The organism is Brachybacterium sp. UNK5269, assembly GCF_049266655.1.
Classification (GTDB): domain Bacteria; phylum Actinomycetota; class Actinomycetes; order Actinomycetales; family Dermabacteraceae; genus Brachybacterium.
In genome coordinates, this window is sequence record NZ_CP184883.1 from 336,174 (window position 1) to 357,531 (window position 21,358).

The 21,358-nt window shown below is 74.3% G+C and carries 18 protein-coding genes; 7 read left to right on the forward strand and 11 right to left on the reverse strand.

Annotated elements, in window-relative coordinates; all coding sequences use genetic code 11:
• The first annotated feature begins 90 nt into the window (after positions 1–90).
• Entirely contained in the window at positions 91–462 is a 372-nt protein-coding gene (locus ACOJUI_RS01485; protein WP_422116344.1) for a DUF485 domain-containing protein, read from the forward strand.
• On the forward strand, positions 462–2,048 hold the full coding sequence (locus ACOJUI_RS01490) for a cation acetate symporter (protein ID WP_422116345.1): 1,587 nt from the start codon (positions 462–464) through the stop codon (positions 2,046–2,048). Before ACOJUI_RS01485 ends, ACOJUI_RS01490 begins: the two co-directional genes overlap by 1 nt.
• 16 nt (positions 2,049–2,064) lie before the next feature.
• Here the strand turns inward: ACOJUI_RS01490 and ACOJUI_RS01495 are convergent, their stop codons facing one another.
• From ACOJUI_RS01495 to ACOJUI_RS01505, 3 genes are all read right to left on the reverse strand, one after another.
• Entirely contained in the window at positions 2,065–2,979 is a 915-nt protein-coding gene (locus ACOJUI_RS01495; protein ID WP_422116346.1) for a hypothetical protein, read from the reverse strand.
• 135 nt (positions 2,980–3,114) lie between these two features.
• Entirely contained in the window at positions 3,115–3,552 is a 438-nt protein-coding gene (locus ACOJUI_RS01500) for an OsmC family peroxiredoxin (RefSeq protein ID WP_422116347.1), read from the reverse strand.
• Between the two features lie 139 nt (positions 3,553–3,691).
• Complete coding sequence (locus tag ACOJUI_RS01505; protein ID WP_422116348.1) at positions 3,692–5,629, reverse strand: solute carrier family 23 protein; 1,938 nt, start codon at positions 5,627–5,629, stop codon at positions 3,692–3,694.
• A 159-nt stretch (positions 5,630–5,788) separates the two neighbouring features.
• On the opposite strand from ACOJUI_RS01505, the gene ACOJUI_RS01510 reads away from it, so the two are divergent.
• The 3 genes from ACOJUI_RS01510 to ACOJUI_RS01520 are packed head-to-tail and all read left to right on the forward strand — an operon-like array spanning position 5,789 to position 8,458.
• A complete protein-coding gene (locus ACOJUI_RS01510) occupies positions 5,789–7,012 on the forward strand; it encodes an MFS transporter (protein ID WP_422116349.1) in 1,224 nt (407 codons plus the stop codon).
• Between the two features lie 40 nt (positions 7,013–7,052).
• Positions 7,053–7,853, forward strand: coding sequence for an alpha/beta hydrolase (locus tag ACOJUI_RS01515; protein ID WP_422116350.1), 801 nt, complete (start codon positions 7,053–7,055; stop codon positions 7,851–7,853).
• Positions 7,854–7,894: 41 nt separating this feature from the next.
• Positions 7,895–8,458: a hypothetical protein gene (locus tag ACOJUI_RS01520; RefSeq protein WP_422116351.1), complete on the forward strand. Its 564-nt coding sequence runs from the start codon at positions 7,895–7,897 to the stop codon at positions 8,456–8,458.
• Positions 8,459–8,460: 2 nt separating this feature from the next.
• On the opposite strand, the gene ACOJUI_RS01525 is transcribed toward ACOJUI_RS01520, so the two are convergent.
• Both ACOJUI_RS01525 and ACOJUI_RS01530 read right to left on the reverse strand, forming a co-directional pair.
• Positions 8,461–9,693 (reverse strand): phosphodiesterase, encoded by a 1,233-nt coding sequence (locus ACOJUI_RS01525; RefSeq protein WP_422116352.1) that lies wholly within the window; start codon positions 9,691–9,693, stop codon positions 8,461–8,463.
• 123 nt (positions 9,694–9,816) lie between these two features.
• Positions 9,817–10,098, reverse strand: coding sequence for a hypothetical protein (locus ACOJUI_RS01530; RefSeq protein WP_422116353.1), 282 nt, complete (start codon positions 10,096–10,098; stop codon positions 9,817–9,819).
• Between the two features lie 85 nt (positions 10,099–10,183).
• Here ACOJUI_RS01530 and ACOJUI_RS01535 point away from each other — a divergent pair, with 85 nt between their 5' ends.
• Positions 10,184–11,461 carry a serine/threonine protein kinase gene (locus tag ACOJUI_RS01535; protein ID WP_422116354.1) on the forward strand — a complete coding sequence of 426 codons (1,278 nt, stop codon included), beginning with the start codon at positions 10,184–10,186 and terminating at the stop codon, positions 11,459–11,461.
• A gap of 13 nt (positions 11,462–11,474) precedes the next feature.
• Here the strand turns inward: ACOJUI_RS01535 and ACOJUI_RS01540 are convergent, their stop codons facing one another.
• The 4 genes from ACOJUI_RS01540 to ACOJUI_RS01555 form a co-directional block, all read right to left on the reverse strand.
• Entirely contained in the window at positions 11,475–13,010 is a 1,536-nt protein-coding gene (locus tag ACOJUI_RS01540) for a serine hydrolase domain-containing protein (protein WP_422116355.1), read from the reverse strand.
• 5 nt (positions 13,011–13,015) lie between these two features.
• Complete coding sequence (locus tag ACOJUI_RS01545) at positions 13,016–13,717, reverse strand: SWIM zinc finger family protein (protein WP_422116356.1); 702 nt, start codon at positions 13,715–13,717, stop codon at positions 13,016–13,018.
• Positions 13,714–16,725: a DEAD/DEAH box helicase gene (locus tag ACOJUI_RS01550; protein WP_422116357.1), complete on the reverse strand. Its 3,012-nt coding sequence runs from the start codon at positions 16,723–16,725 to the stop codon at positions 13,714–13,716. Before ACOJUI_RS01550 ends, ACOJUI_RS01545 begins: the two co-directional genes overlap by 4 nt.
• A gap of 73 nt (positions 16,726–16,798) precedes the next feature.
• Complete coding sequence (locus ACOJUI_RS01555; protein ID WP_422116358.1) at positions 16,799–18,313, reverse strand: MinD/ParA family ATP-binding protein; 1,515 nt, start codon at positions 18,311–18,313, stop codon at positions 16,799–16,801.
• A 121-nt stretch (positions 18,314–18,434) separates the two neighbouring features.
• Between ACOJUI_RS01555 and ACOJUI_RS01560 the strand changes: the two genes are divergently transcribed.
• Positions 18,435–19,181: a protein phosphatase 2C domain-containing protein gene (locus ACOJUI_RS01560; RefSeq protein WP_422116359.1), complete on the forward strand. Its 747-nt coding sequence runs from the start codon at positions 18,435–18,437 to the stop codon at positions 19,179–19,181.
• Positions 19,182–19,524: 343 nt separating this feature from the next.
• On the opposite strand, the gene ACOJUI_RS01565 is transcribed toward ACOJUI_RS01560, so the two are convergent.
• A complete protein-coding gene (locus ACOJUI_RS01565; RefSeq protein WP_422116360.1) occupies positions 19,525–20,289 on the reverse strand; it encodes a winged helix-turn-helix domain-containing protein in 765 nt (254 codons plus the stop codon).
• Between the two features lie 349 nt (positions 20,290–20,638).
• On the reverse strand, positions 20,639–21,277 hold the full coding sequence (upp, locus tag ACOJUI_RS01570; RefSeq protein WP_422116361.1) for a uracil phosphoribosyltransferase: 639 nt from the start codon (positions 21,275–21,277) through the stop codon (positions 20,639–20,641).
• Between the last annotated feature and the right edge of the window lie 81 nt (positions 21,278–21,358).

The window sequence follows — 21,358 nt, forward strand, 5'->3', positions numbered from 1 at the left end:
CGTGACCGCCATCACGACTGCTACGGTCTCCTCGAACCGCGGATCCGGCAGCGCGCCGGGGCCGCTGAGCAGAACGAAGGAGTTGTGCCCATGACGTCCTCGCCCCCGGGATCTGTCGGCCCCGCGCCGGATCCGGTCGAGCAGACCTCCCCCACCGCCGAGCAGTTCCTCGCCGTCCAGCAGTCCGCGGAGTTCGCGCAGCTGCGCCGCAGCTTCCGCGGCTTCGCGATCCCGATGACGATCGCCTTCCTGGTCTGGTACCTGGCCTACGTGCTGCTGTCCACCTACGCGGAGGGCTTCATGTCGATCCGGCTGATCGGCAACCTCAACCTCGGGATCGTCCTCGGTTTCAGCCAGTTCGCCATGACGTTCCTGATCACCTGGCTGTACATCCGACACGCGAACAAGTCGCTGGACCCGATCTCCGGCAAGCTGCGCGACGAGCTGGAGGGCACCCTCTGATGGAGTTCGGCAACCCGATCCTGAACATCGCGATCTTCCTCGCCTTCGTGGTCGTCACCCTGGTGGTGGTGGTCCGGGTCTCGAGGACCAACACCTCGGCCGGCGACTTCTACCACGGCGGCCGCGCCTTCTCCGGGCGCCAGAACGGCATCGCCATCGCCGGCGACTACCTCTCGGCCGCCTCCTTCCTCGGCATCGTCGGCGCCGTCGCCCTCTACGGCTACGACGGACTGCTCTACTCCGTGGGCTTCCTGGTCGCCTGGCTGGTGGCGCTGCTGCTGGTCGCCGAGCCGCTGCGCAACACCGGCAAGTACACGATGGCCGACGTGCTCAGCTTCCGCATGCGCCAGCGGCCCGTGCGCACCGCGGCCGCGACCTCCACCCTCGCGGTCACCTTCTTCTACCTGCTCGCGCAGATGGCCGGGGCCGGGGCCCTGGTGTCCCTCCTCATCGGCATCGAGGGCCGGGTGGGCCAGTCGCTGGTGATCGCCGTGGTGGGCGTGGTGATGATCGCCTACGTGCTGATCGGCGGCATGAAGGGCACCACCTGGGTGCAGATCATCAAGGCGGTGCTGCTGATCACCGCCGTCGGCGTCAGCACCGTGTGGATCCTGGCCCTGAACGGCTTCAACCTCTCCGCGATGCTCGGCCAGGCCGTCGACGCGCATCCGGAGGGGAGCGCGATCCTCGAGCCGATGCTCCAGTACGGCACCTCCGGCGCCTCGAAGCTCGGCTTCGTCTCGCTCGCGATCGCGCTGGTCTTCGGCGCGGCCGGGCTGCCGCACGTGCTGATGCGCTTCTACACCGTGCCCACCGCGAAGGACGCCCGCCGCTCGGTGGTCTGGGCGATCGCGCTGATCGGCTTCTTCTACCTGTGCACCCTGGTGCTCGGCTTCGCCGCGGCCTACATGGTCGGGGTGGACGTCATCGGCACGCTGCCGGGCGGCTCGAACTCCGCCGCGCCGGCGCTGGCCTACGCGCTCGGCGGCACCGTGCTGATGGGCATCATCTCGGCGGTGGCCTTCGCGACCATCCTCGCGGTGGTGGCGGGGCTGACCATCACCGCCTCGGCCTCCTTCGCGCACGACATCTACAACGGCGTGATCAAGAACGGCACCGCGGATCCGAAGAAGGAGATCACCGTCGCCCGGCGCACCGCGGTGGTGATCGGCGCCGTCTCGATCGTCGGCGGCATCCTCGCCGCCGAGCAGAACGTGGCGTTCCTGGTCTCGCTGGCCTTCGCGATCGCGGCCAGCGCGAACCTGCCCTCGATCCTGTACTCGCTGTACTGGAAGCGGTTCAACACCCGCGGCTCCCTGTGGAGCATCTACGGCGGCCTGTTCAGCGCCCTGTTCCTCATCACCTTCTCCCCGGTGGTCACCGGCTCCGAGACGGCGATGATCCCGGGCCTCGACATCGCCTGGTTCCCGCTGACGAACCCGGCGATCGTCTCCGTGCCGCTGGGCTTCTTCCTGGGCTGGCTGGGCTCGGTGACCTCCTCGGAGCGCAACGACCTCAAGCAGGCCGAGATGGAGGTGCGCTCGATGACCGGGGCCGGCGCGGAGAAGGCCACCGTCGCGCACTGAGGCGCCGCGGGCGGGCTCAGGCCAGCCGCAGCCCGGAGTCCGCCTTCACCGCCCGATCGTGGAGGTCGATGAGCTGCTGCTCGGTTCCGTCGGGGGCGGGACCCGCGGTCCCGATCAGGCGGCAGACGGCGACCTCCTGCGAGGCGGCCTCGTAGGCCTCCACCCAGCGCCGGTACCGCTCGGCGTCCGCCGACCACGGCCCCCCTCCCGGTGGTCGGCGCACCCCGATCCGCCACGGCTTCGGGGTCAGCCGCGCCCGGTAGGAGTCGTGGACCCGGCACAGCGTCATGTACAGCCGGTCGCTGCGCAGCTCGTCCATCAGCTCCCGCGCCCGGCCGCTGCCGGGCCGGGCGCCGGTGCCCGTCAGCAGCAGGCGGAAGCCGTTGCGGGTGCGGTAGGTGCGGACCCCCAGCTCGGGATTGTCCGCGCAGAAGTCCCCGATCCGGGCCAGGATCCGCTGGTGGTCCTCGCCGCGCGGGCCGCTGCCCGGCAGGCCGTACTCGTCGGGATCCTCGGCGGCGGGCCGCTGCCCGCGCGACCTGCCGAACAGCCGGGCGACCAGGCCGCCGGGCCGGTCCGCCGGGGCCGGCCCGCCGGGGAGGTCGACATCGCTGATCAGCACCGCATCGGTGTTCAGCACGGCCGCGCCGTACCGGTTGCGGGTGATGACCGCGATCAGCTCGCCGCCGGGGCCGAGGATCTCCTGGAGCAGCTCCTCGGGCAGGCGCCGGTCGGGGTAGTACTCCAGGCCGCGGCGACCCCGCTGCGGGCCGCCGGCGGCGACCAGCCGGTCCAGGCGCTCCCGGGCGTCACGCCGGGCGTCCTCGACGGACAGGTCGGAGGAGCCCCGCAGGACGAGATGGAACCGTCCCGTCTCGGGGAACGTCACCACCTCGTCCACGGACGCCCAGTAGCGGGGGATCTCTCTCATGGCGGACCTATCCCGCGCTCCATCGTGATCGGGCGCTGCACAGTAGGGGTTGCAGGGCGCCCATAGCCCCGACTACGCAGCGCCCGGCGCCCGAGGGCGCCCAGGGGCCGAGCCCGGAGCGCCCGGGCGGGGCGCTCAGCCCAGCGTCGCCTCGAGGGTGATCTCGACCCCCGCGAGGGCCTTGGAGACCGGGCAGCTGGTCTTGGCCTCGTCGGCCAGGCGCTGGAAGTCGGCGTCCTCGATGTCGTCGATCTGCGCGGTGACGGACAGGGCGATGCCGGTGATCCCGCCCTCGCCGATGTTGAAGTCGACCGCCGCGGAGGTGTCGAGGGAGGTGGGCGGGGTGCCGTTCTCGGCCAGCAGGTTCGAGAACTGCATCGAGTAGCAGGCGGCGTGCGCGGCGCCCAGCAGCTCCTCCGGGGAGGTGGTGCCGTTCTCGGACTCCTCCGCGCGGGCCTTCCAGGTGACCGGGAAGGTGCCCAGACGCGAGGTCTCGAGGGTGGTGGTGCCGGTGCCGGAGAGCAGATCGCCCTTCCAGGCGGTGCTGGCGGTGCTGGTGACGGTGCGGGGCATGGCGACTCCTTCGATCGGTGGCCGCCCTCGCGCGGGGCGAGGGCGCTCACCCCACCGTACTGCCGCACCGGGCAGACGTCCACGATCGACGGCGGGCGTGAAGAACCTGGTCAGAGATGTCCGGCGCCCCGTCCGGCGGTCACTGCAGCGATTCGAACTTCCGCGCCCACGCGGTGCCCACGGGGTTCGCGTCGGCCACCATGATCACGAAGCGGTCGCCGGCGATCTCCACCACCTCGCCGAGGGCCACCCGCCGCTCCTGCTCGGCGGAGTGGTCCAGTCGGCGCACCCCGTCCTCCACGATCTGGCGGAAGGAGTCGGTGCGGCCGAGGAAGGCCACGAACGGCAGGGAGAACTTCTCGGCGTACCGCGCGGAGAGCTCGCGCAGCTCCTCGACGTCGCCGTCGGTGAGGTTCTCCAGGGCGAAGGAGCCGACGTCCTGGCTGATCGCGTCGGCCTCGGCCTCATCGGCGGTGACCAGCGTGGCCATGTCCGGGTAGCTGGCGACCAGGGCGTCCTGCTCGGCGCGGTCGGCGGTCAGGACCGCGTCCTCGATCGCGGCCCGCAGCGCGGGTGCGTCGGCGAAGGGACGGGACTCCCAGGCCCGCTCGAGCGGCCAGGTGGCGCCGTTGAACAGCGAGCCGAAGGTGGCCACGAAGGTGTCGCGGTCCATGGCGCCCACCTCCTCGATGCCGAGGCGGCGGCCCGCGGCGTCGGTGGTGACATGGGCGCCGCGCTGGGAGCCGAGGTGGAAGAACAGCACGTTCAGCACGATCGCCGTCAGGGCCCCGACGGTCACGCCGGAGGAGACGAACACCTGTGCCCAGGCGGGGAACACCCCGGCGACCTCCGGCTTGAAGCTGACCAGCATCGCCAGGCCCAGCCCGGTGCCGACGATCACCGAGTTGCGGTTGTCGGTGAGATCGACCTTCGCGAGGGTCTGGATGCCCACCAGGGCGACCGAGGCGAACAGCGCCAGGGAGGCGCCGCCCAGCACGGGGGAGGGGATCGCGGCGACCACGGCGCCGGCCTTCGGCAGCACGCCGAGGACGATCATGATCACGCCGGCCCCGGCGACCACCCAGCGGGACTTCACGCGGGTCAGCCGCACCAGGCCGATGTTCTGCGCGAAGCAGGTGTACGGGAAGGAGTTCAGCACGCCGCCCAGCAGGGTCGACAGGCCGTCGGCCCGGATCGCCTCGGAGATGTTCCGCGGGCGGATCCGCTTGCCGACGATCTCGCCGGCGGCGAAGACGTCGCCGGTGGTCTCGACCATGGTGATCAGCATGACGATGACCATCGAGAGGATCGCGGTGAGCGAGAAGGCCGGGATGCCGAAGTGGAAGGGGGTGGTGACCCCGATCGCCGAGGCCGCCGAGACGCCGCTGAAGGAGGTGTCGCCCAGCAGCACCGCGACCGCGGTCCCGATCACCAGGCCCAGCAGCACCGCGATGGTGCCCAGGAAGCCGCGGAAGAAGCTCTGGACGAGCACGATGATCCCCAGCGTGCCCAGCGCGTAGAGGATGTCGCGGGTGGCCGGGGTGCCCTCGGCGTAGTTCGTGATGTCGCCGGCGGAGACCCCCAGCAGCGTGATGCCCATGGTGGTCAGCACGGTGCCGATCACCACCGGCGGGAAGAACCGCAGGATCCTCGCGAAGTACGGGGCCACCAGGAAGGTGAGCAGGCCGGCCACGATGATCGAGCCGTAGATCATCGGCAGCCCCTCGCGGCCGCCCTCGCCGCCGGTCGCCGCCAGCCCGATCGCGATGATCGGGCTCACCGCGGTGGTGGTCACGCCCTGGATGATCGGCAGCCGCACCCCCACCTTCCAGAACCCCACCGACTGGATCAGCGTCGCGATGCCGCAGGTGAACAGGTCCGCGTTGATGAGGTGGATGGTGTCCTGCACCGAGAGGTCCAGGCCCGAGGCGATCAGCAGCGGCACGATCACCGCGCCGGCGTAGAAGGCCAGGACGTGCTGGACCGAGAGCACGGCGAGCTTCCCCGGCGCGGGCACCTGGTCGACGGGGTGCGGGCGGGGCGCGGGCGCATCGAGCGCAGGGGCGGCGGAGGTCATCGTGTCCTTGGGGTGGAGGCGGGCCGGACGGCGACCAGGGTAGGCCCCCGCGGGGGCCGCGGAGCGGGCCGGGGTCGGCGGCGAGAGCGGCACCACAGCCGTGAGATCGCAGGCATGCGATGGCCATCGTCCCCGGCGGCCGTGTAGAAGGGAGCGGTGATGCTCTCCACCACCTCCGCTCCGCGCCGGACCGTCGCGGTCGGCTCCGTCCTCGCGGTGCTCGCCGTCGGCGTCATCGCGCTGAACCTGCGCCCCGGGGCCACCAGCGTCGGCCCGCTGATGGAGAGCGTCCTTCGCGCCTACGGGCAGGGGGCGCTCGCCGCCGGCCTGCTCACCGCGCTGCCGTGCCTCGCCTTCGGGGTCCTCGGACTGCTCGCGGTGCCGATCGCCCGCCGGCTGGGCCTGACCGGCACCGTCCTCGCCTCCATGGTGCTGGTCGTGATCGGCCTGCTGCTGCGCCCGCTGGCGGGCTCCTTCGGGATGTTCGTGGCCCTCTCCGCGCTGGTCCTGCTCGGTCCGGCCCTCGGCAACGTGCTGGTGCCGGCCTGGATCAAGCTGCACGGCGGCATGCGCACCGTCGCCCTGATGACCCTGTACAGCGTGGTGCTCGCCGTCGGCGGCTCGCTCGGCGCGGCCCTGGCGGTCCCGCTGGCCGACGCGGTCGCCGCGAACTGGCGGGGATCCCTGCAGGCCTGGGGCCTGATCGGGGTGCTCGCGGTGATCGTCTGGGCCCTGGTCCTGACCCGCACCCGGCACGACTTCCCGCCCTCGCCGCCGCGGAGCGAGCTCACCGGCTCCCTGCTGCGCTCGCCCACCGCGATCGCGCTGACCCTCACCTTCGCCCTGCAGTCCCTGAACGCCTACACCCAGTTCGGCATGCTCCCGCAGCTGCTCACCGACGCCGGCCTCAGCCGCGCCCGGGCCGGGACGCTGGTGGCGATGATCGCCGGCTGGGGCATCGTGGGCGGACTGGTGATGCCCACGGTGATCGCCCGGGCGCGCGGCCTGCACTGGATCGTGGCGAGCTTCGGCCTGCTGACCACCGCCGGCTACCTCGGCCTGCTGCTGGCGCCCGCGGTGAGCCCGGTGCTGTGGGCGTGCGTGCTGGGCATCGGCGGCTTCGCCTTCCCCACCGTTATCGCGCTGCTACCGGCCCGCACCCGCTCCCCGCTGGTGACGGCGAGGCTGTCCGGGATGGCGCAGCCGCTGGGATACATCCTGGCCGCGCTCGGACCGATCGCGGCCGGGACGCTGCTGGGGGCCACCGGCTCCACCGCCGTGGTGCTGATCTTCCTGGCGGGCACCGGGCTGCTGCTCGCGGTCGCCGGGTTCCGGGCGGGGCTGCCGCGGACGGTCGACGACGAGCTCGTCCGCGCCCCCTGATCGACCCTGCCGGGGCGGGGTTCCATGGGAAGATGCCCTCATGAGCCTCGTCCGCACGCTGCGCATCCTGGCCTCCCAGCGGCCCTCCCGCCCCGCCCGCGCCGTCGCCGCCGCCTCCCGGGTGACCCGGCAGAGGGCCGAGCACGTCCCGGTGACCTGGATCGACCGGGAGCTGGCCCCCGCCGCGACGATCGTCCACCTGCACGGCGGCTCCTACCTGTACGGGGAGAGCCGGAACTGCTGGGCCTGGCTCGAGGAGGTCGCCCGGCGCTCCGGCGCGGCCGCGGCGATGATCCACTACCGACTCCCGCCGCGCCACCCCTTCCCGGCCGCCGTCGAGGACGTCCTCGGCGCTCTCGACGGCCTCGCCGCGCAGTCGCACCTGCGGCCCGGCCGGTGGGTGCTGTCCGGGGACAGCGCCGGCGGCGGACTCGCCCTGGCGGTCGCCCAGCTGCTGGCCGAGCGCGGCGCCGACGCGCCCGCGGCGCTCCTGCTCGAATCGCCCTGGGCGGACCTCACCCGCGAGGACCACGCCGATCAGGAGCTGCAGGTCGCGGCCCGGCTCTACGCCGGGGCGGTCCCGCGCGACGACCCGCGCCTGAGCCCCCTGCTCGGCGACCTCGGCGCACTGCCCCCGGTGCATCTGGTCACCGGCTCGCAGGACGAGCTGGTCGAGGACTCCCGCGCCCTGGCCGCGGCCCTGACGGCCGCCGGCGCCGCCCACCACCACCTCGAGATCCCGGGCGCGGGGCACGACCCCGCCGTCAACGGGACGGGGCCGGCCGCGCAGGAGGCCCGGCGCTTCCAGATCGCGGCGGCGCACGGCGCGCTGCACGGCTGAGGCGGAGCACCTCCGCCGCGGAGGCGGCTAGGGTTCTGGCCATGACTCGAGTCGACCGGCCGGTCGGGGACCGTGCGGCCTGGGACGGCAGCCCGGAGGCGGTGGCGGCCCTCCGCGACGTGATGGTCGAGCACGCCTCGACCGGGACCCTGCGCCTGGTCCTGCAGCAGCTCACGCTGCGCGAGGCGGGCCGGGAGATCGGGCGCCACGAGGTGATCGACGCGATCTCCGACGTCGGCGGCAACCTGGTCGCCGTCCCGCTGGCCGCCGCGGTGCGGGCCGACGCCTCCTCCTCGCAGCGGCTCGACGCCGCGATCGCCCGGCTGCGCGCCGACATCGCCGCGGAGCTGGGGGCGGCGGACTCCCTGGAGGTGGTCCTGGACGCCGACGGCCGCCGGGCCGTGCACCTGGTGCTCCGCGTCGACGTGACCCCGCAGGAGGTGGCGGACGGCGCCGCCCTGCCGGCGCTGCGCGACGGCGCCCACCACATCGCCCACCAGTCCCACGCCCTCGACGACCTGCGGGACCGGATGGCCGAGCCCGCCCCCGGGCCGCTGCGACGGGCCTGGGACGCGGTGACCGCGCCGCTGCGTCGGGCCCGCTGAGCTCAGACGGGCTGCGCGGTCGCGACCGGCCGCAGGCCGGACGCGGTCGCCCCCGGCAGCTCGACCCCGACCGCCCGGGCCAGGCTCACCCCGAGATCCGCCCAGGAGCCCTCGGCGGGGGCGGCTGGCAGCCCCGGACCCTGCGCGAGCGCGGTGGCGGGCGCCGAGGGGTCGGTGACCGCCCGCGGGCCCGCGTAGTAGGGGTCGCTGCCCTCGACCAGGGGGCGATGGGTCGCGGAGAGGCCGAAGAGGGTCCCCGGGGTCCCTTCGAGCACGGCGATCACGTCGGTCTCCGCGGTGGCTCCCACCCCGTCCTCGACCCCTCGCAGCTGCAGCCGGCTGTGGGCGGCCAGCGCGGCGAGCGCGGTGAGGGCCCGCTCCCGCAGCGCGCAGCCCTCCTCCCGGCGCACGTGGAGGACCCCGCGGGGTCCGTCGGGCCAGACCAGGGCGCGGAAGCCGGTCAGCCGCGGACCGTCGGTGTCCACCAGGCCCGCCGCGGCCAGCGCCGCATTGGGGTGGACCAGCAGCGCGGTGGGCAGCAGGGGGCGCCCCGGCACCAGCAGCAGGCGGTCCCCGGCCCCCGGGGAGAAGGCCGCCACGATCTGCTCGAGCGCCTCGGAGGTGTCGACCAGCGACCGCGCGGCCTGCAGGGAGTCCAGCCCCTCGGCGCGGCGCACCGCCCCCAGCCCGGTCAGCCGGGCGGCCAGCAGGTCGACGGGCCCGGCCGCGAGGACGTCGACGGCGATCTCGGCGACCAGCTCGTCGGGCGGCACCTGCGAGAGCTGCACGCCGGCGGCGCGGCGCGGGGCGAGGTGCTCGGCGGCCATCCGCGGCGAGCTGGTCAGCTCGGCCATCTCCCAGCGGTTGCGGTAGTGGCCCAGGTCCTCGACCAGCGGCAGGCACAGGTCGATCTCGGCGCCGGCGGTGGCGGGCCACTGCAGCGCCGCGGTCACCAGCCCCGCCCGGCGGGCCTGCGCGAACAGGGTGGGCACCCGCAGCGAGCGGGCGTACCAGGTGGAGCGGCTGCCGGGACGGTCCGGTCGGAAGGGGTCCTGGGTGGCGACGCCCGTCTGCGCGACGGAGGCGCCGGTGAGGAGGCCGACGAGCGCGGGGGCCGGTTCGGAGGGCCCACCGGGCCGGATCCGCAGCCGCGTGGCGCCGGTGGGAAGGACGCGCTCACCCTCGCCGTCCGCGAGGCCGTCGACGGCCAGGAGCAGGGTGCGTCCGGTGCCCATGGGTGCTCCTCCTGCGGTCGGCGAGCAGTGTCCCGGCACCCTAGGCGCGGGATCTGGCCGGGGTGGGAGGCCGGGATGAGCGCCCGGCCACCGCGAGATGAACAGCGTACGGCCGGGGCGCGGTCATCTCAGCTCGGGCTCGGCGGGGTCGGCGCGCCCGGCGTCCGCGTCCAGTCGGCGACGGATGGTCGCGGCCCGGGAGCGGTCCTGCCGGGTGGCCCGGTCCACCAGCGGCGTGGTGTCGCGCCGCGGCTCCTCCGGCTGCAGCACCGTCCAGACGACGAAGGCGATGGTGAGGACCGCGGTGACGGCCAGCAGGATGCCCATCAGCGGCCAGGAGAATGCGACCGGGTCCCAGAACCCGCTGTCCTCGAGCGGTGCCCGGCCCTGCGCGAAGCTGCCCACGAGAACCCCCTCCGGTCGTGCCGCCGCCCAGCGGACGCCGTCAGCATAACGCCGTGATGGTTCCTGACGTTATGCTGGAAAGATCATGGCTGACGTTATTGTCGGGCGCTTCGCGCTCATCGACCTGATCGCCAAGGGCGGCTCCGGGTCGGTCTGGCGAGCCTGGGACTCCAAGACCAAGGAGATCTGCGCCGCCAAGGTCCTGCGCCAGCGCGACTCCGCGGATCTGATGCGGTTCGTGCGCGAGAAGGGCGTCAGCTTCGACCATCCCCATCTGCTCACCCCCTACGGCTGGGGCGCCGAGGACGAGCACGTGGTGATCGCGATGCCGCTGGTCTCCGGCGGCACGCTGGAGTCGATGGTCAAGACCAAGGGGAAGCTCGCCGAGCCGGCCGTGGTGGTGCTCCTGGACCAGCTGCTGGACGGCCTGTCCCATGTGCACGCCGAGGGCTGGATCCACCGCGACGTGAAGCCCGCGAACATCATGTTCGAGCCCCGCGGCCGCGCCCACCCGGTCTCCCGCCTCGCCGACTTCGGCATCGCGGTCCACGAGACCGACGTGCGCTTCACCCATGTGGGCATGGTCAACGGCACCCCCGGCTACATGGCCCCCGAGCTGTTCGCGATGGCGGAGCCCGCCGCCTCCCACGACCTCTACGCCGCCGGCGTGGTGGCGCTGGTGGCCCTGAACGGCCCAATCAAGCTGCACGACGGCGCCTTCCGTCCCGACGAGCTCACCCAGCACCTGCGCGGGGTCACCCCCAAGCTCTCCGCGGTGATCCGCAGACTGGTGGCCCCGCAGCCGGAGGACCGCTACCAGGACGCCGACGCGGTGCGCCGCGACCTGCCCCGCGTGCCGCAGGGCTACCCGCTGACCCATGCCGACGGGACGCCGATCGACATCCGGGACACCCTGGACCCGCTGCCCGAGAACGCGCCCGGGGCGGCGCGTCCCGAGCGGCCGGCCCCGCAGGTCCCCCCGGAGTCCCTCGAGGCGATCCGCGCCGGCCAGGTCGAGCGCGGCTTCACCGCCGGCTCGCCGTCCCCGCAGACCGGGCCCCGCTGGACCTCGTCCCCGCCGCAGATCGGCTCGCCGTCGCAGTACGGCCCGCCGAGCTTCACCTCCCCCCAGACCGCCTCGGGGTCCTTCACCGCGCCGCGGAGCTCCACGCGCCGCAGCACCGTGCTCGCGGTCGCCCTCGGCGCCGCAGCGGCGGTGGTGCTGGGCGTGGTCGTCGCGGTCATCCTGCTGATGGTGTTCGGCGGCGACGTCACCGCCGCGACCAGCAGCATCGAGGCGGCGCTCGTCCAGGTCGAGGTCGGGCCCGGGCAGGACGCCGTCCCCGGCGGCGTCGTCGTCTGAGACCGGCCGCCGCTCAGTGCGGCGCGACGACGGTGGTCTCGAGGGACTGCAGCAGCGCCTCGCGGCGCGGATCCATCAGCAGGTCGATCTGCAGCGAGGGCGCCTGGGCGCCGCGCCCCGGCAGCACCCACCGCAGCGCGGCCCGGCTCAGCGCCCGGGCCTGGTCGACCCGCAGCTCGGCCAGGTCGTGCGCGCCCAGCCCGGTGGCCGCGAGCGCCGCGGAGAGCCGGCGCCGCCGCTCGGCGCGGGTGCTGTCCAGGTCCATGGTGTCCGCGAACCAGGCGTCGGCGATCGCGTCCTCTCCCCGGCGCAGCCACTCGAGCGCGGCCGCGGCGGCCTCGAGGGTGCGCGGCGCGGCCCGGGGCGCCTGTGGGGCGAGCAGGCCGGGCACCTCGCGCCGCAGCAGGCGGAGGGTCTGCATCGACAGCGGCGTGGCGGGCGCGTACTTGGAGTTCGCCAGCGCCACCACGCCCACCCCGGAGTCCCGGTGCCAGACCATGAAGGAGCCGTACCCGGGGTAGCCGCCGGAATGGGAGACGAGCTGGCCGAGGTCCGGGAAGTGCTCGATCACCAGCCCGAAGCCGTAGCCGCGGACCCGGTCGAAGCCGGGGGAGGGGTGGCCGGGCTCGGCGGCCGGCAGCGGGGCCAGCGGGTGGTGGCGGTACAGCTGCGCCAGCTCGCGGCGGGAGGCGAGGGCCAGCGGGCCGGGCTCGCGCGCGGCGGCGTCGGGGGCGTCCGCGGCGGCGAGGAAGCGCACCCAGGCGGCCACGTCGTCGACGGTGGAGAACAGCCCGGCCATCGCCCCGTACACGCCGGGGGAGTCCAGCGGCACCGGCTCGAAGCGGGTGGCGTCGGTGCGGTCGCCGAGCCGGTGCCCGGTGGCCAGCCGCCTCCGGTCGATCTGCGCGGCCGAGAAGGCGGTGTCGTCCAGGGCGAGCGGGGCCAGGAAGCGGCGCCGGATCTCGCTCGCGTAGTCGGAGCCGGTGACCTCATCGATCACCCGGCCCAGCAGGGCGTAGCCGGTGTTGGAGTACTCGTAGCCGGTGCCGACGCGGTGCACGTGGCCGAGGCCGCCCCGCAGCAGCGTCGCGAACTGCGCGCGAGTCATGGCCTCCTGGCGGTCGCCCCAGGGGTTGTCGGTCACCAGGCCGGCGCTCATGGTCAGCAGCTGGCGCAGGGTGGGCTCGCGCTCGTCGGCGGCGAGCTCGAAGGCCCCGGCGGCCTCCGGCACGTAGGTCGAGACCGGGTCGTCCAGACCCAGCCGCCGCTCGTCGCGCAGGGCCAGGATCGTCGCGGCGGTGAAGGACTTCGTCATCGAGGCGATGCGGGAGACGGTGGCGCGGTCCATGGGACCGGCGCCGGTGGGCCGCCCGGCGACGAGCTCCCGGTGACCGGCCGCCCCGTGCCCCAGCACGGCCTGCTGGTGGGCGTGGCCGCCGATGATCGCCCAGGTGATCCCCGAGGTCCGGTGCCCGCGGACCGCCTCCTCGAAGAGCTCACCGATCGCGGCGAGGGTCGGTGCGGGGACGGCGGGGGCGGCGGCGGGCATGGACGTCACTCTAGGTCCTCCGGCTCCGCTGGCTCCGCGCGGTAGAACGCGGCGATGATCGCGGCGGCGGGCTCCCCGATCACCTCGGCCAGCCGGGCGGGATCGGCCCGGTGGGGATCGAAGACGCCCGGGGGCTGCGCGGTCTCCTCCTCGGCGGGGGCAGCGGGGGCGGCCGGCTCGACGGGCGCCACCAGGTCGCCGAGCTCGAGTCCGCGCAGCGTCAGCAGCAGCAGCGGCGCCGCATCCACGGCCTCGACCAGCACGTACACCAGCGCCGCGACGTGCCGGCAGGGACCGGGCCAGTCCAGGCAGGAGCAGTCGTGGCTCAGCTCGGAGGCCTCCCGGGGCAGCAGCGAGACCGCCGACCGCGCCAGCTCGGCCTCGATCCGCTGCGGCAGCTCCCCGGCGGCGAGTCGCGCCGGCAGCTCCGGATGGGCGTGCGCGACCTCCAGGAACGCGGCGCGGTCGCCGGGCCGGAAGGCGGGCAGGTCCAGCCGCGCCTGGTGCAGCTCGCCGTCGGCGTCCAGCACGTCGCCGCGGGCGATGCCCGGCTCGACGTCCAGCCACTGCACCCGTCCGGCCCGGGCGTCGGTGCGACCGCGGCTCGCGCGGCCCGGCCCCAGCAGGAGCTCGGCGGCCTCGCGCAGGGCGACGGCGTGCCAGCCGGTCCCGATGGGGCCGCGGCGGGAGACGAGGCGGATGCTCATGCCGCATCCCCTCCGTCCTCGTCGAGGGAGAGCAGCCGCAGCAGGCGGTCGTCGTCCAGCTCGGCGAGCCACTCCTCGCCGGGGCCGACGGTGAGATCGGACAGGGCCTGCTTGTCCCGCAGCACGGCGTCGATCTTCTCCTCGACCGTGCCGGCGCTGACCAGCTTGTGCACGGTGACGTCGCGGCGCTGCCCGATCCGGAAGGCGCGGTCGGTGGCCTGGTTCTCCACCGCCGGGTTCCACCAGCGGTCCAGGTGGACGACGTGGTTGGCGGCGGTGAGGGTGAGCCCGGTGCCCCCGGCGCGCAGGCTCAGCAGCATCAGGCCCGGTCGGTCGCGGTGCGCCTGGAACTCCGCGACCATCTGATCGCGGTCGCGCTTGGAGACCCCGCCGTGGAGGAAGGGCACGTCGATGCGGTGCTCGGCGAAGCGCTCCCGCCAGTACGGCACCAGCAGGTGCCCGAAGGTCGTGAACTGGGTGAACAGCAGCGCCTTCTGCCCCTCGGCGAAGGCGCTCTCGAGCAGGTCGTCGACCAGCTCGAGCTTCCCGGAGCGGTGCTGTGCATCCCGCACCAGCGGCGAGCCGTCCCCGAGGTAGTGGGCGGGATGGTTGCAGACCTGCTTGAGGCGGGTGATCGCGGAGACCACCAGGGCGCGGCGGGCCTTCTGGTCGGCGCCGTCGATCTGCACCATCAGCTCCGCGACGATCGCCTCGTAGAGGCCGGCCTGCTCCGGGGTCAGGTTCACCACCCGCGTCAGCTCGATCTTCTCGGGCAGGTCCTGGATGATCGTGCGGTCCGTCTTCAGCCGGCGCAGGATGAACGGCGCGGTGACCAGCTTGAGCCGGCTGATCGCACCGGGCTCGCCCTCCTCCTCGATGGGGCCCGCGATCCGCTCCTGGAAGCTCGTCGCGCTGCCCAGCAGTCCGGGGTTGACGACCTCCATCAGGGAGTGCAGGTCGGCGAGCTTGTTCTCCACCGGGGTGCCGGTCAGGGCCAGCCGGTGCGGCGCCTGCAGGGAGCGGGCGGCGCGGGTGACCTGGGTGCCGGGGGTCTTCACGTGCTGCGCCTCGTCCAGCACGATCCGGTGCCAGGTCACCGCGGAGAGCACCGGCAGGTCGCGGGCCAGCAGCGAGTAGGTGGTGATCACCAGGTCGAGGTCCGCGGCGCCGGCGACGAAGGACTCGTCCCGCAGCCGGTCCCCGCCGTGGTGGACGTGCACGGCCAGGTGCGGGGTGAAGGCCGCGGCCTCCCGCTGCCAGGCGCCGACCACCGACATCGGGCACACCAGCAGGGTGGGGCCGACGGGCGCATCCTGCTCCCGCTCCCGCGCGAGCAGCGCGAGGACCTGCATGGTCTTGCCCAGACCCATGTCGTCGGCCAGGATCCCGCCGAGCATCTGGCGATCCAGCGCCCACAGCCAGTTCAGACCCTCGAGCTGGTAGGGGCGCAGCGTGGCCTGCAGGGTGCGCGGCTGCGGATGCGCCGGAGGGCCCTCGCCACCCGGCAGCAGGCGGGCCAGTCCGTGGCGCCCCCCGCCGACCAGGGCCGAGATCCCGAAGTCCACATCCGCCGCCTCGGGGGAGAGGATCAGCGAGAACATCTCCAGCCAGGGGGTGCGCCCGCTGACCTCGGCGGGCACCGGTGCCGGCGCGAGAGGCGCCGCGGCGCGCTCCCGCACCACCGGCGCGGTGCCCCGCCGCTCCGCGCGGGTGCGCGCTCCGAACGCCGCCAGGAACCGCTCGGCGGCCCGCAGGGTGCTCGCATCCAGGCGCACCCACTGCCCGCGCAGCTGGACCAGCTCGGACTGCGCCTCGCGGATCTGCTCCATCTCCTCCTCGGTCAGCTCGGTCTCGCCGACGGCGACCCGCCAGCGGAACGAGACCATCGCACCGAGGCCCACGCCGGAGCCCTTCTTCTCCTCCGCGGGGTCCTCCTCGACCTCCTGCGGGCGCAGGGTCGTCCGCTGCTTCGTCCAGTCGCGGGGCAGCAGCACCGTCACTCCCGCCTCCTCGAGGGCGGGGGTGTCGCGGGAGAGGAACTCGGAGGCCTCGGCGGTGGTCAGCAGCCAGTCCGTGCCGGTCTCGTCCACCGCGGCGCCGCGCACGGTGGGGGCCAGTCGCATCACCGCGGCGGAGGCCTCGGCGGCGCCGGCGGTGGTGAGGTCGCCGACGGCCCGCAGATCGGCGACCGGGTGCACGGTGCCGTCGGCCTCCCGCAGGCAGGTCTGCAGCGGCCAGGCGGTGCCGGTCGGGGGCTGGAACAGGCGCACCACCAGCTCGCTGTCCGTCGAGGCGAGCTTCACCCCGGCGCGGCCGGAGTCCACGAAGGCGTCGAAGGCGGCGGTGAGGCGGCGCTGGGCGGGCAGGTCGGCGCGCAGCTCGCCGTCGTCGGCCAGCGCCCACAGCACCCCGAGGCGGTCCTGCGCCGGGGGGGCCACGGTGCGCAGATGGGCGGCGAAGGCGGCGCGGGCGTGGCCGTCGACCAGGGCGTGCAGCATCGGCGGGGCGTCCTTCTCGGGCGCCCGCCACTCCATCACCGGGCGGCCGTACCGCTCCAGGGCCCGGGCCCGCAGCCGCCGCTGCGCCACCAGGGCCCGGGCGCGCAGGTCCAGGACCATCGCCGCCACCAGGTCCGGCATCGCCACCAGCTCGTCGGTCAGCCGCGCGGCGGCCCGGTCGGTGACCAGCGCGGAGAGCTGCTCGACGAGGTCCTCGCCGAAGCGCTCCTCGAGCAGGCCGGTGGCGGCGCCGACCAGGCCGGTCAGCGCCTGACCGGCCAGCGGCAGGGCGGGCACCCGGCGGTCGCCGTCGCGGCCCGGGATCCGCACCCGGTGGCGCAGCCGATCGGGGGCCGCGGCGAGGGCGGACGCGATGCCGGGCGGCGCCTCCCGGCGCAGACCGCCGAGGTCCTCGAGGGCCTTCGAGCGCCCCGGTCCGGTCTGCTCGCGCACCCACAGGGCGGGCCCCAGGTCGTCGTCGACGACGAGGTGGAGGCGGCGGACGGGCATGCCTCCCAGCCTAGGCGGCGCCCCCGACGCGCCGCGACGCGGGCGCCCGGCTGTGGACGACCTCGCCTCGGGCTCAGAGGCCGTCGATGATCAGCGCGGTCGCGTCGAGCCAGGCCTCCTTGGTGGCCGGGGCGATCCGCGACCAGTCCAGGTGGGAGCCGTCGACGAACTGCTTCTCGTAGGGCACCTCGGTGACCGCCCGGGTGTGCGCGCCGAAGTGGGCCAGCAGTCGGCGCCGCAGGGTGGGGTCGACGGCGCCTTTGGAGGAGTGCGACAGGATCGTCACCGCGTGGTCGACCTGCTCGGCCAGGCCCGTCGCGCGCAGCTCGTCGATCATCCAGGCCGCCGCGTTGAAGGTGTCCTCGCGGACGGTGGAGATGATCACCAGCTGGTCGGCGCTCCGCACGGCGGCCAGCCAGTTGGAGGCCCGCACGTTGTTGCCGGTGTCGATGACCTTGATCCGGTAGAACCGCGAGAGCGCGTCGTTGAGCTCGGCGAAGGCGCGGTCGTCGATCGACGCGGCCGAGCCCGGGTCCTCGTCGGAGGCGAGGATGTCGAAGCGCATCTCGCCCTGGGGCCGCACGTACGGATCCAGATCGGCGTTGGAGGCCTGCGGGGAGCGCAGCACGTCGAGGTTCCGGAGCAGGTCGACGGCGGTGCGGGGATGGTCGGTGGGCAGGCCCCGCCAGCCCAGCGTGCCGCGGGTCTCGTTGTTGTCCCAGGCCAGCACGTTCCCGCCGCGGGTCACGCCGAGCGTCGCGGCGATCATCAGCGAGGCGGTGGTCTTGTGCGCGCCGCCCTTGAGGTTGACCACGGCGATGTTCCGGGGGACGTCGAGCGGCCGCCGGATGCGCTCGAGGCGCTCGTTGTCCATGCGCTCCGCCCGGCCGGGTCCGGGGGAGATGAGACCACCGGTGAGACGGGTGACGACCCCGCGCAGCCCGCGGGTCGCCTTGACCTTCTCGGGCTTCGCGGTGGAGCTCTGCAGGTCCTTCAGGGTGGGGCGGGCATCGCCGGCGGCGACCGAGGGCAGCGGCCGCTTCTCCACCGCGGTCGAGGCCGGGACCCACGGCGCCGGCGCGGCCGACGGCGCCGAGGCGGCCGACGGCGCGGAGCCCACCGACGGCGCCGACGCCCCGCTCGCGGCCGACGCCCCGTCCGCCCCCGCCCCCTGCGGCGTCCCGGCCGATCCCGGCAGGGTCGACGGCGGCATCGCCGCGGCGCGGCGGCGCCCGGCCCGGTGGTGGCGCACGGCACCCAGCGCGCTCTGGTCGGCCCCGGCCACGTCCGCGGCGTCGTCCGGGGGCGGGGCGATCAACGGGTCGTCGATCGCCGGGCCGTAGAGCGGGCGCTCGTCCGCCTCGCGCCCGGTGATCCGGCCGCTGGGCTCGACCCGCAGGTGATGACGGACATCGGGCTCGACGATGACCACGTCGAGGTCCTGCTCGGCGGACCTCGCGGCGGCGATGAAGGCCTGCTTCACCCGGTCCCGGATCTCCGACAGATCGGCGCCGCTGACCTCGACGGCCTCCTCGGCGAGATGCACGGTGGCAGTGGTGTCGGAGGTGATCCGCGCCTGCGCGATCATCGTGGGTTCCTTCCGCATCCAGGTCGCCGCCCGCGTCGGCACGACGGGGACGGCAGGGGTCGTCACCACTGTACGGGCGCCGACCCACGGGTCGGCGTCGGGGTCTGTCTACAGTGGTCACGTGCACATCACACTGGTCAGCGACCCGGCGGTCCCCGGTGCCGACGAGGACGCCGCCGGGGTGCTCGGCGAGGTGGCCGTGCTGCTCGACGGGGCCGGGGTGCCGCAGCGGTTCCGGGCCGGCTGCCACCATTCGGTGGCGTGGTTCTCCCACACCCTGGCCGCGCATCTGCTGGGCCGGGCCCAGGACCGCGCCGTCCCCCTGAGCGCCGCGCTCGCCGCGGCGATCACCGCGGTGCGCGCCCTGCACGAGGACGACTGCGATCTCGCCTCCGGCAGCCCCTCGGCCACCGTGGTGGCGGTGCGGCGCCAGGCCGAGCACCTCGAGCACCTGGTGCTGTGCGACTCCTCGCTCCTGCTCGGGGGGACCGATGGGCAGGTGCTGCGCGTGAGCGATGCCCGCCTCGACGAGGTGGTGCGGGCCGAGCCCGGCGCGGCGTCGATCGAGGCCCGGCGCAACGCCCCCGGCGGGTTCTGGGTCGCGCGGCACGAGCCGGAGGCCGCCGACCGGGCGCTCGTCGGCCGCACCCCGATCGCCGCGCTGGAGAGCGTCCATCTCGTCTCGGACGGCGTGACCCGCGCGGTCGACATGCTCGGCCTCCACGACGACGCCGGCCTGGCCCGGGCGCTGCGCACGGACCCGACCGCGCTGCTGCGCGATCTGCGTCGCGCGGAGGCCGCCCTGCCGCCCGCGCGACGCCCGCGGAAGCCGCACGACGATGCGACCGCCCTCACCCTCCACCTCTGAGCACGGACATTTTCAAGTCAGCTGTGCACGATCCCGGCTGCCACCTGCGAGAACAGGCGGAGTCTGCCCGTTTACACGCCGACGCCGCAGGCCTAGACTCGGGGTGGTAATGTCCCGCGTGCACGCCGGGGACGTTGAAAACTCAAGAGATGTGCCGCTGCCCATGACCCCCCTCCTGGGAAGCGGCCGGACGGGCACCGCGCCAGGTTCCCCCACCATGGCAGCCCGTCCAGCCTGTTCGCCCGCACCCACCCCTGACGGACGACAGGCCTGACGAGCGGTCCGTGAGCCCCCGACACCGTCGGCCGAGCGCTCCGGACCGTTCGTCGCGTCCGCGGCCGCCTCAGGAGTCGAGCACCGCCACGTCGCTGCCCGGGTCCAGCCGGTAGCCCGCACCGCGGACGGTGGAGATCAGACGGCGGTAGCGCCCCAGCTTGGTGCGCACCCGGCGCACGTGCACGTCGACCGTGCGCTCACCGGTCTCCTCCGGGGCGTCGGCCCAGACCGTCTCCATGAGCTCGGTGCGGGAGATCGTGCGCCGCGCATTGCGCGCCAGCTCGGCCAGCAGCTCGAACTCCTTGAAGGTCAGGTCCACGTCCTGGCCGTCGATCCGCACCCGGCGGCCGAACAGGTCGATCACCAGCGAGTCCTGCGGCGCGGCCGAGGGGCTGGCCGGGCTCACCGCGGTCGCCTGCAGCGCCCGCCGCCGAGCGGCCTCGGCGTCCCGGCGGGCGGGGGAGTTGGGGGAGACGACCCCGGCGCCGCGCGGCCGCAGCGGGCTGACCGCGGCGGCGGCCTGGCTGCGCGGGGGCAGGGGGCGGGAGACGGAGCGCTCGGCCGCGGCGAAGGCGCGGGGGCTGTCCACGGCCACCGTGGTGCGACCGTCGCGGGCGGCGACCAGGCGCTGGGCCCGGGTGCGCAGCTCGTCGGCGATCAGGGCGGCCTCGACGTCCCCCGTGCCGGAGGGCAGGGTGATGCTCAGGGTGATGGTCACGGCGTCACCCGCGGGGCGGGGGCGCGGAGCGGTCCCGCCCACCCGGTACAGGGCGCGGGCGGGGGTGCGGTGGGAGTCGGTGGTGGTGCGGGGGCGGTCCAGGGCGATGGTCATGATGCGAGATCTCCGGGGGGCGGCGCCTGCGGCGCGGCGGCTGGTGGACCCGGGATCCCTGGGGATCGACGCCGTGCGGCGGATCCAGCAGGGGTGTGCTCCCGGTGGCACCTGGAGCCCGCGCCTTCCGGCCGGCTCCTGTCAGCCGACCCCGGAGGTGTCTCGAGCGCTCAGAGGCCCGGCTGACGATGCATCATCGGCATCATCATCATGGACATCATCGAACGCGCAGCGGAGCGGACCACCCGGGGGTGGTCTGGCTGCGCGTGGCGTCCGTGGTCATGGCGATGATCTTGCACCCAACCGCCCGACCGGGCAAGGGACTGTTCACAGTGTGAAACGCCGCTGGTCAGTCGACGACGCCGAAGAGGCGGTCCCCCGCATCGCCGAGCCCCGGCACGATGTAGCCCTTCTCGTCGAGCCGCTCGTCGATCGAGGCGGTGACGATGGTCAGGTCGATCGAGGGGTCGATCCGCTCCTCCATCGCCTTCAGGCCCTCCGGGGCGGCGAGCAGGGTCACGCAGGTGATGTCCCGGGCCCCGCGCTCGTGCATGTACTCGCAGGAGGCGATCAGGGTGTGGCCGGTGGCCAGCATCGGGTCCAGCACGAAGCACTGGCGGCCCGAGAGGTCGTCGGGCAGACGGTTCGCGTAGGTGGTGACCTCGAGGGTCGCGTCGTTGCGGACCATGCCCAGGAAGCCCACCTCGGCGGTGGGCAGCAGCCGGGTGATGCCGTCGAGCATGCCGAGGCCGGCGCGCAGGATCGGCACCACCATCGGCTTGGGGTTGGTGAGCTTGGTGCCGGTCATCGTGGTCACGGGCGTCTCGATCTGCACCGGCGCGACGGCGACGTGGCGGGTCGCCTCGTAGGCGAGCAGGGTCACCAGCTCGTCCGCGAGCTGGCGGAACACCGAGGAGTGGGTGGCGCGATTGCGCAGCACCGTCAGCTTGTGGGCGACGAGGGGGTGGTCGATCTCGAGAACGCGCATGGGTCGAATCTACCGGAGCGGGGACGGGCGCAGGACCGCGGCGGATACTGGATCCGAGGTCCCGACGACGCCGAGGAGACC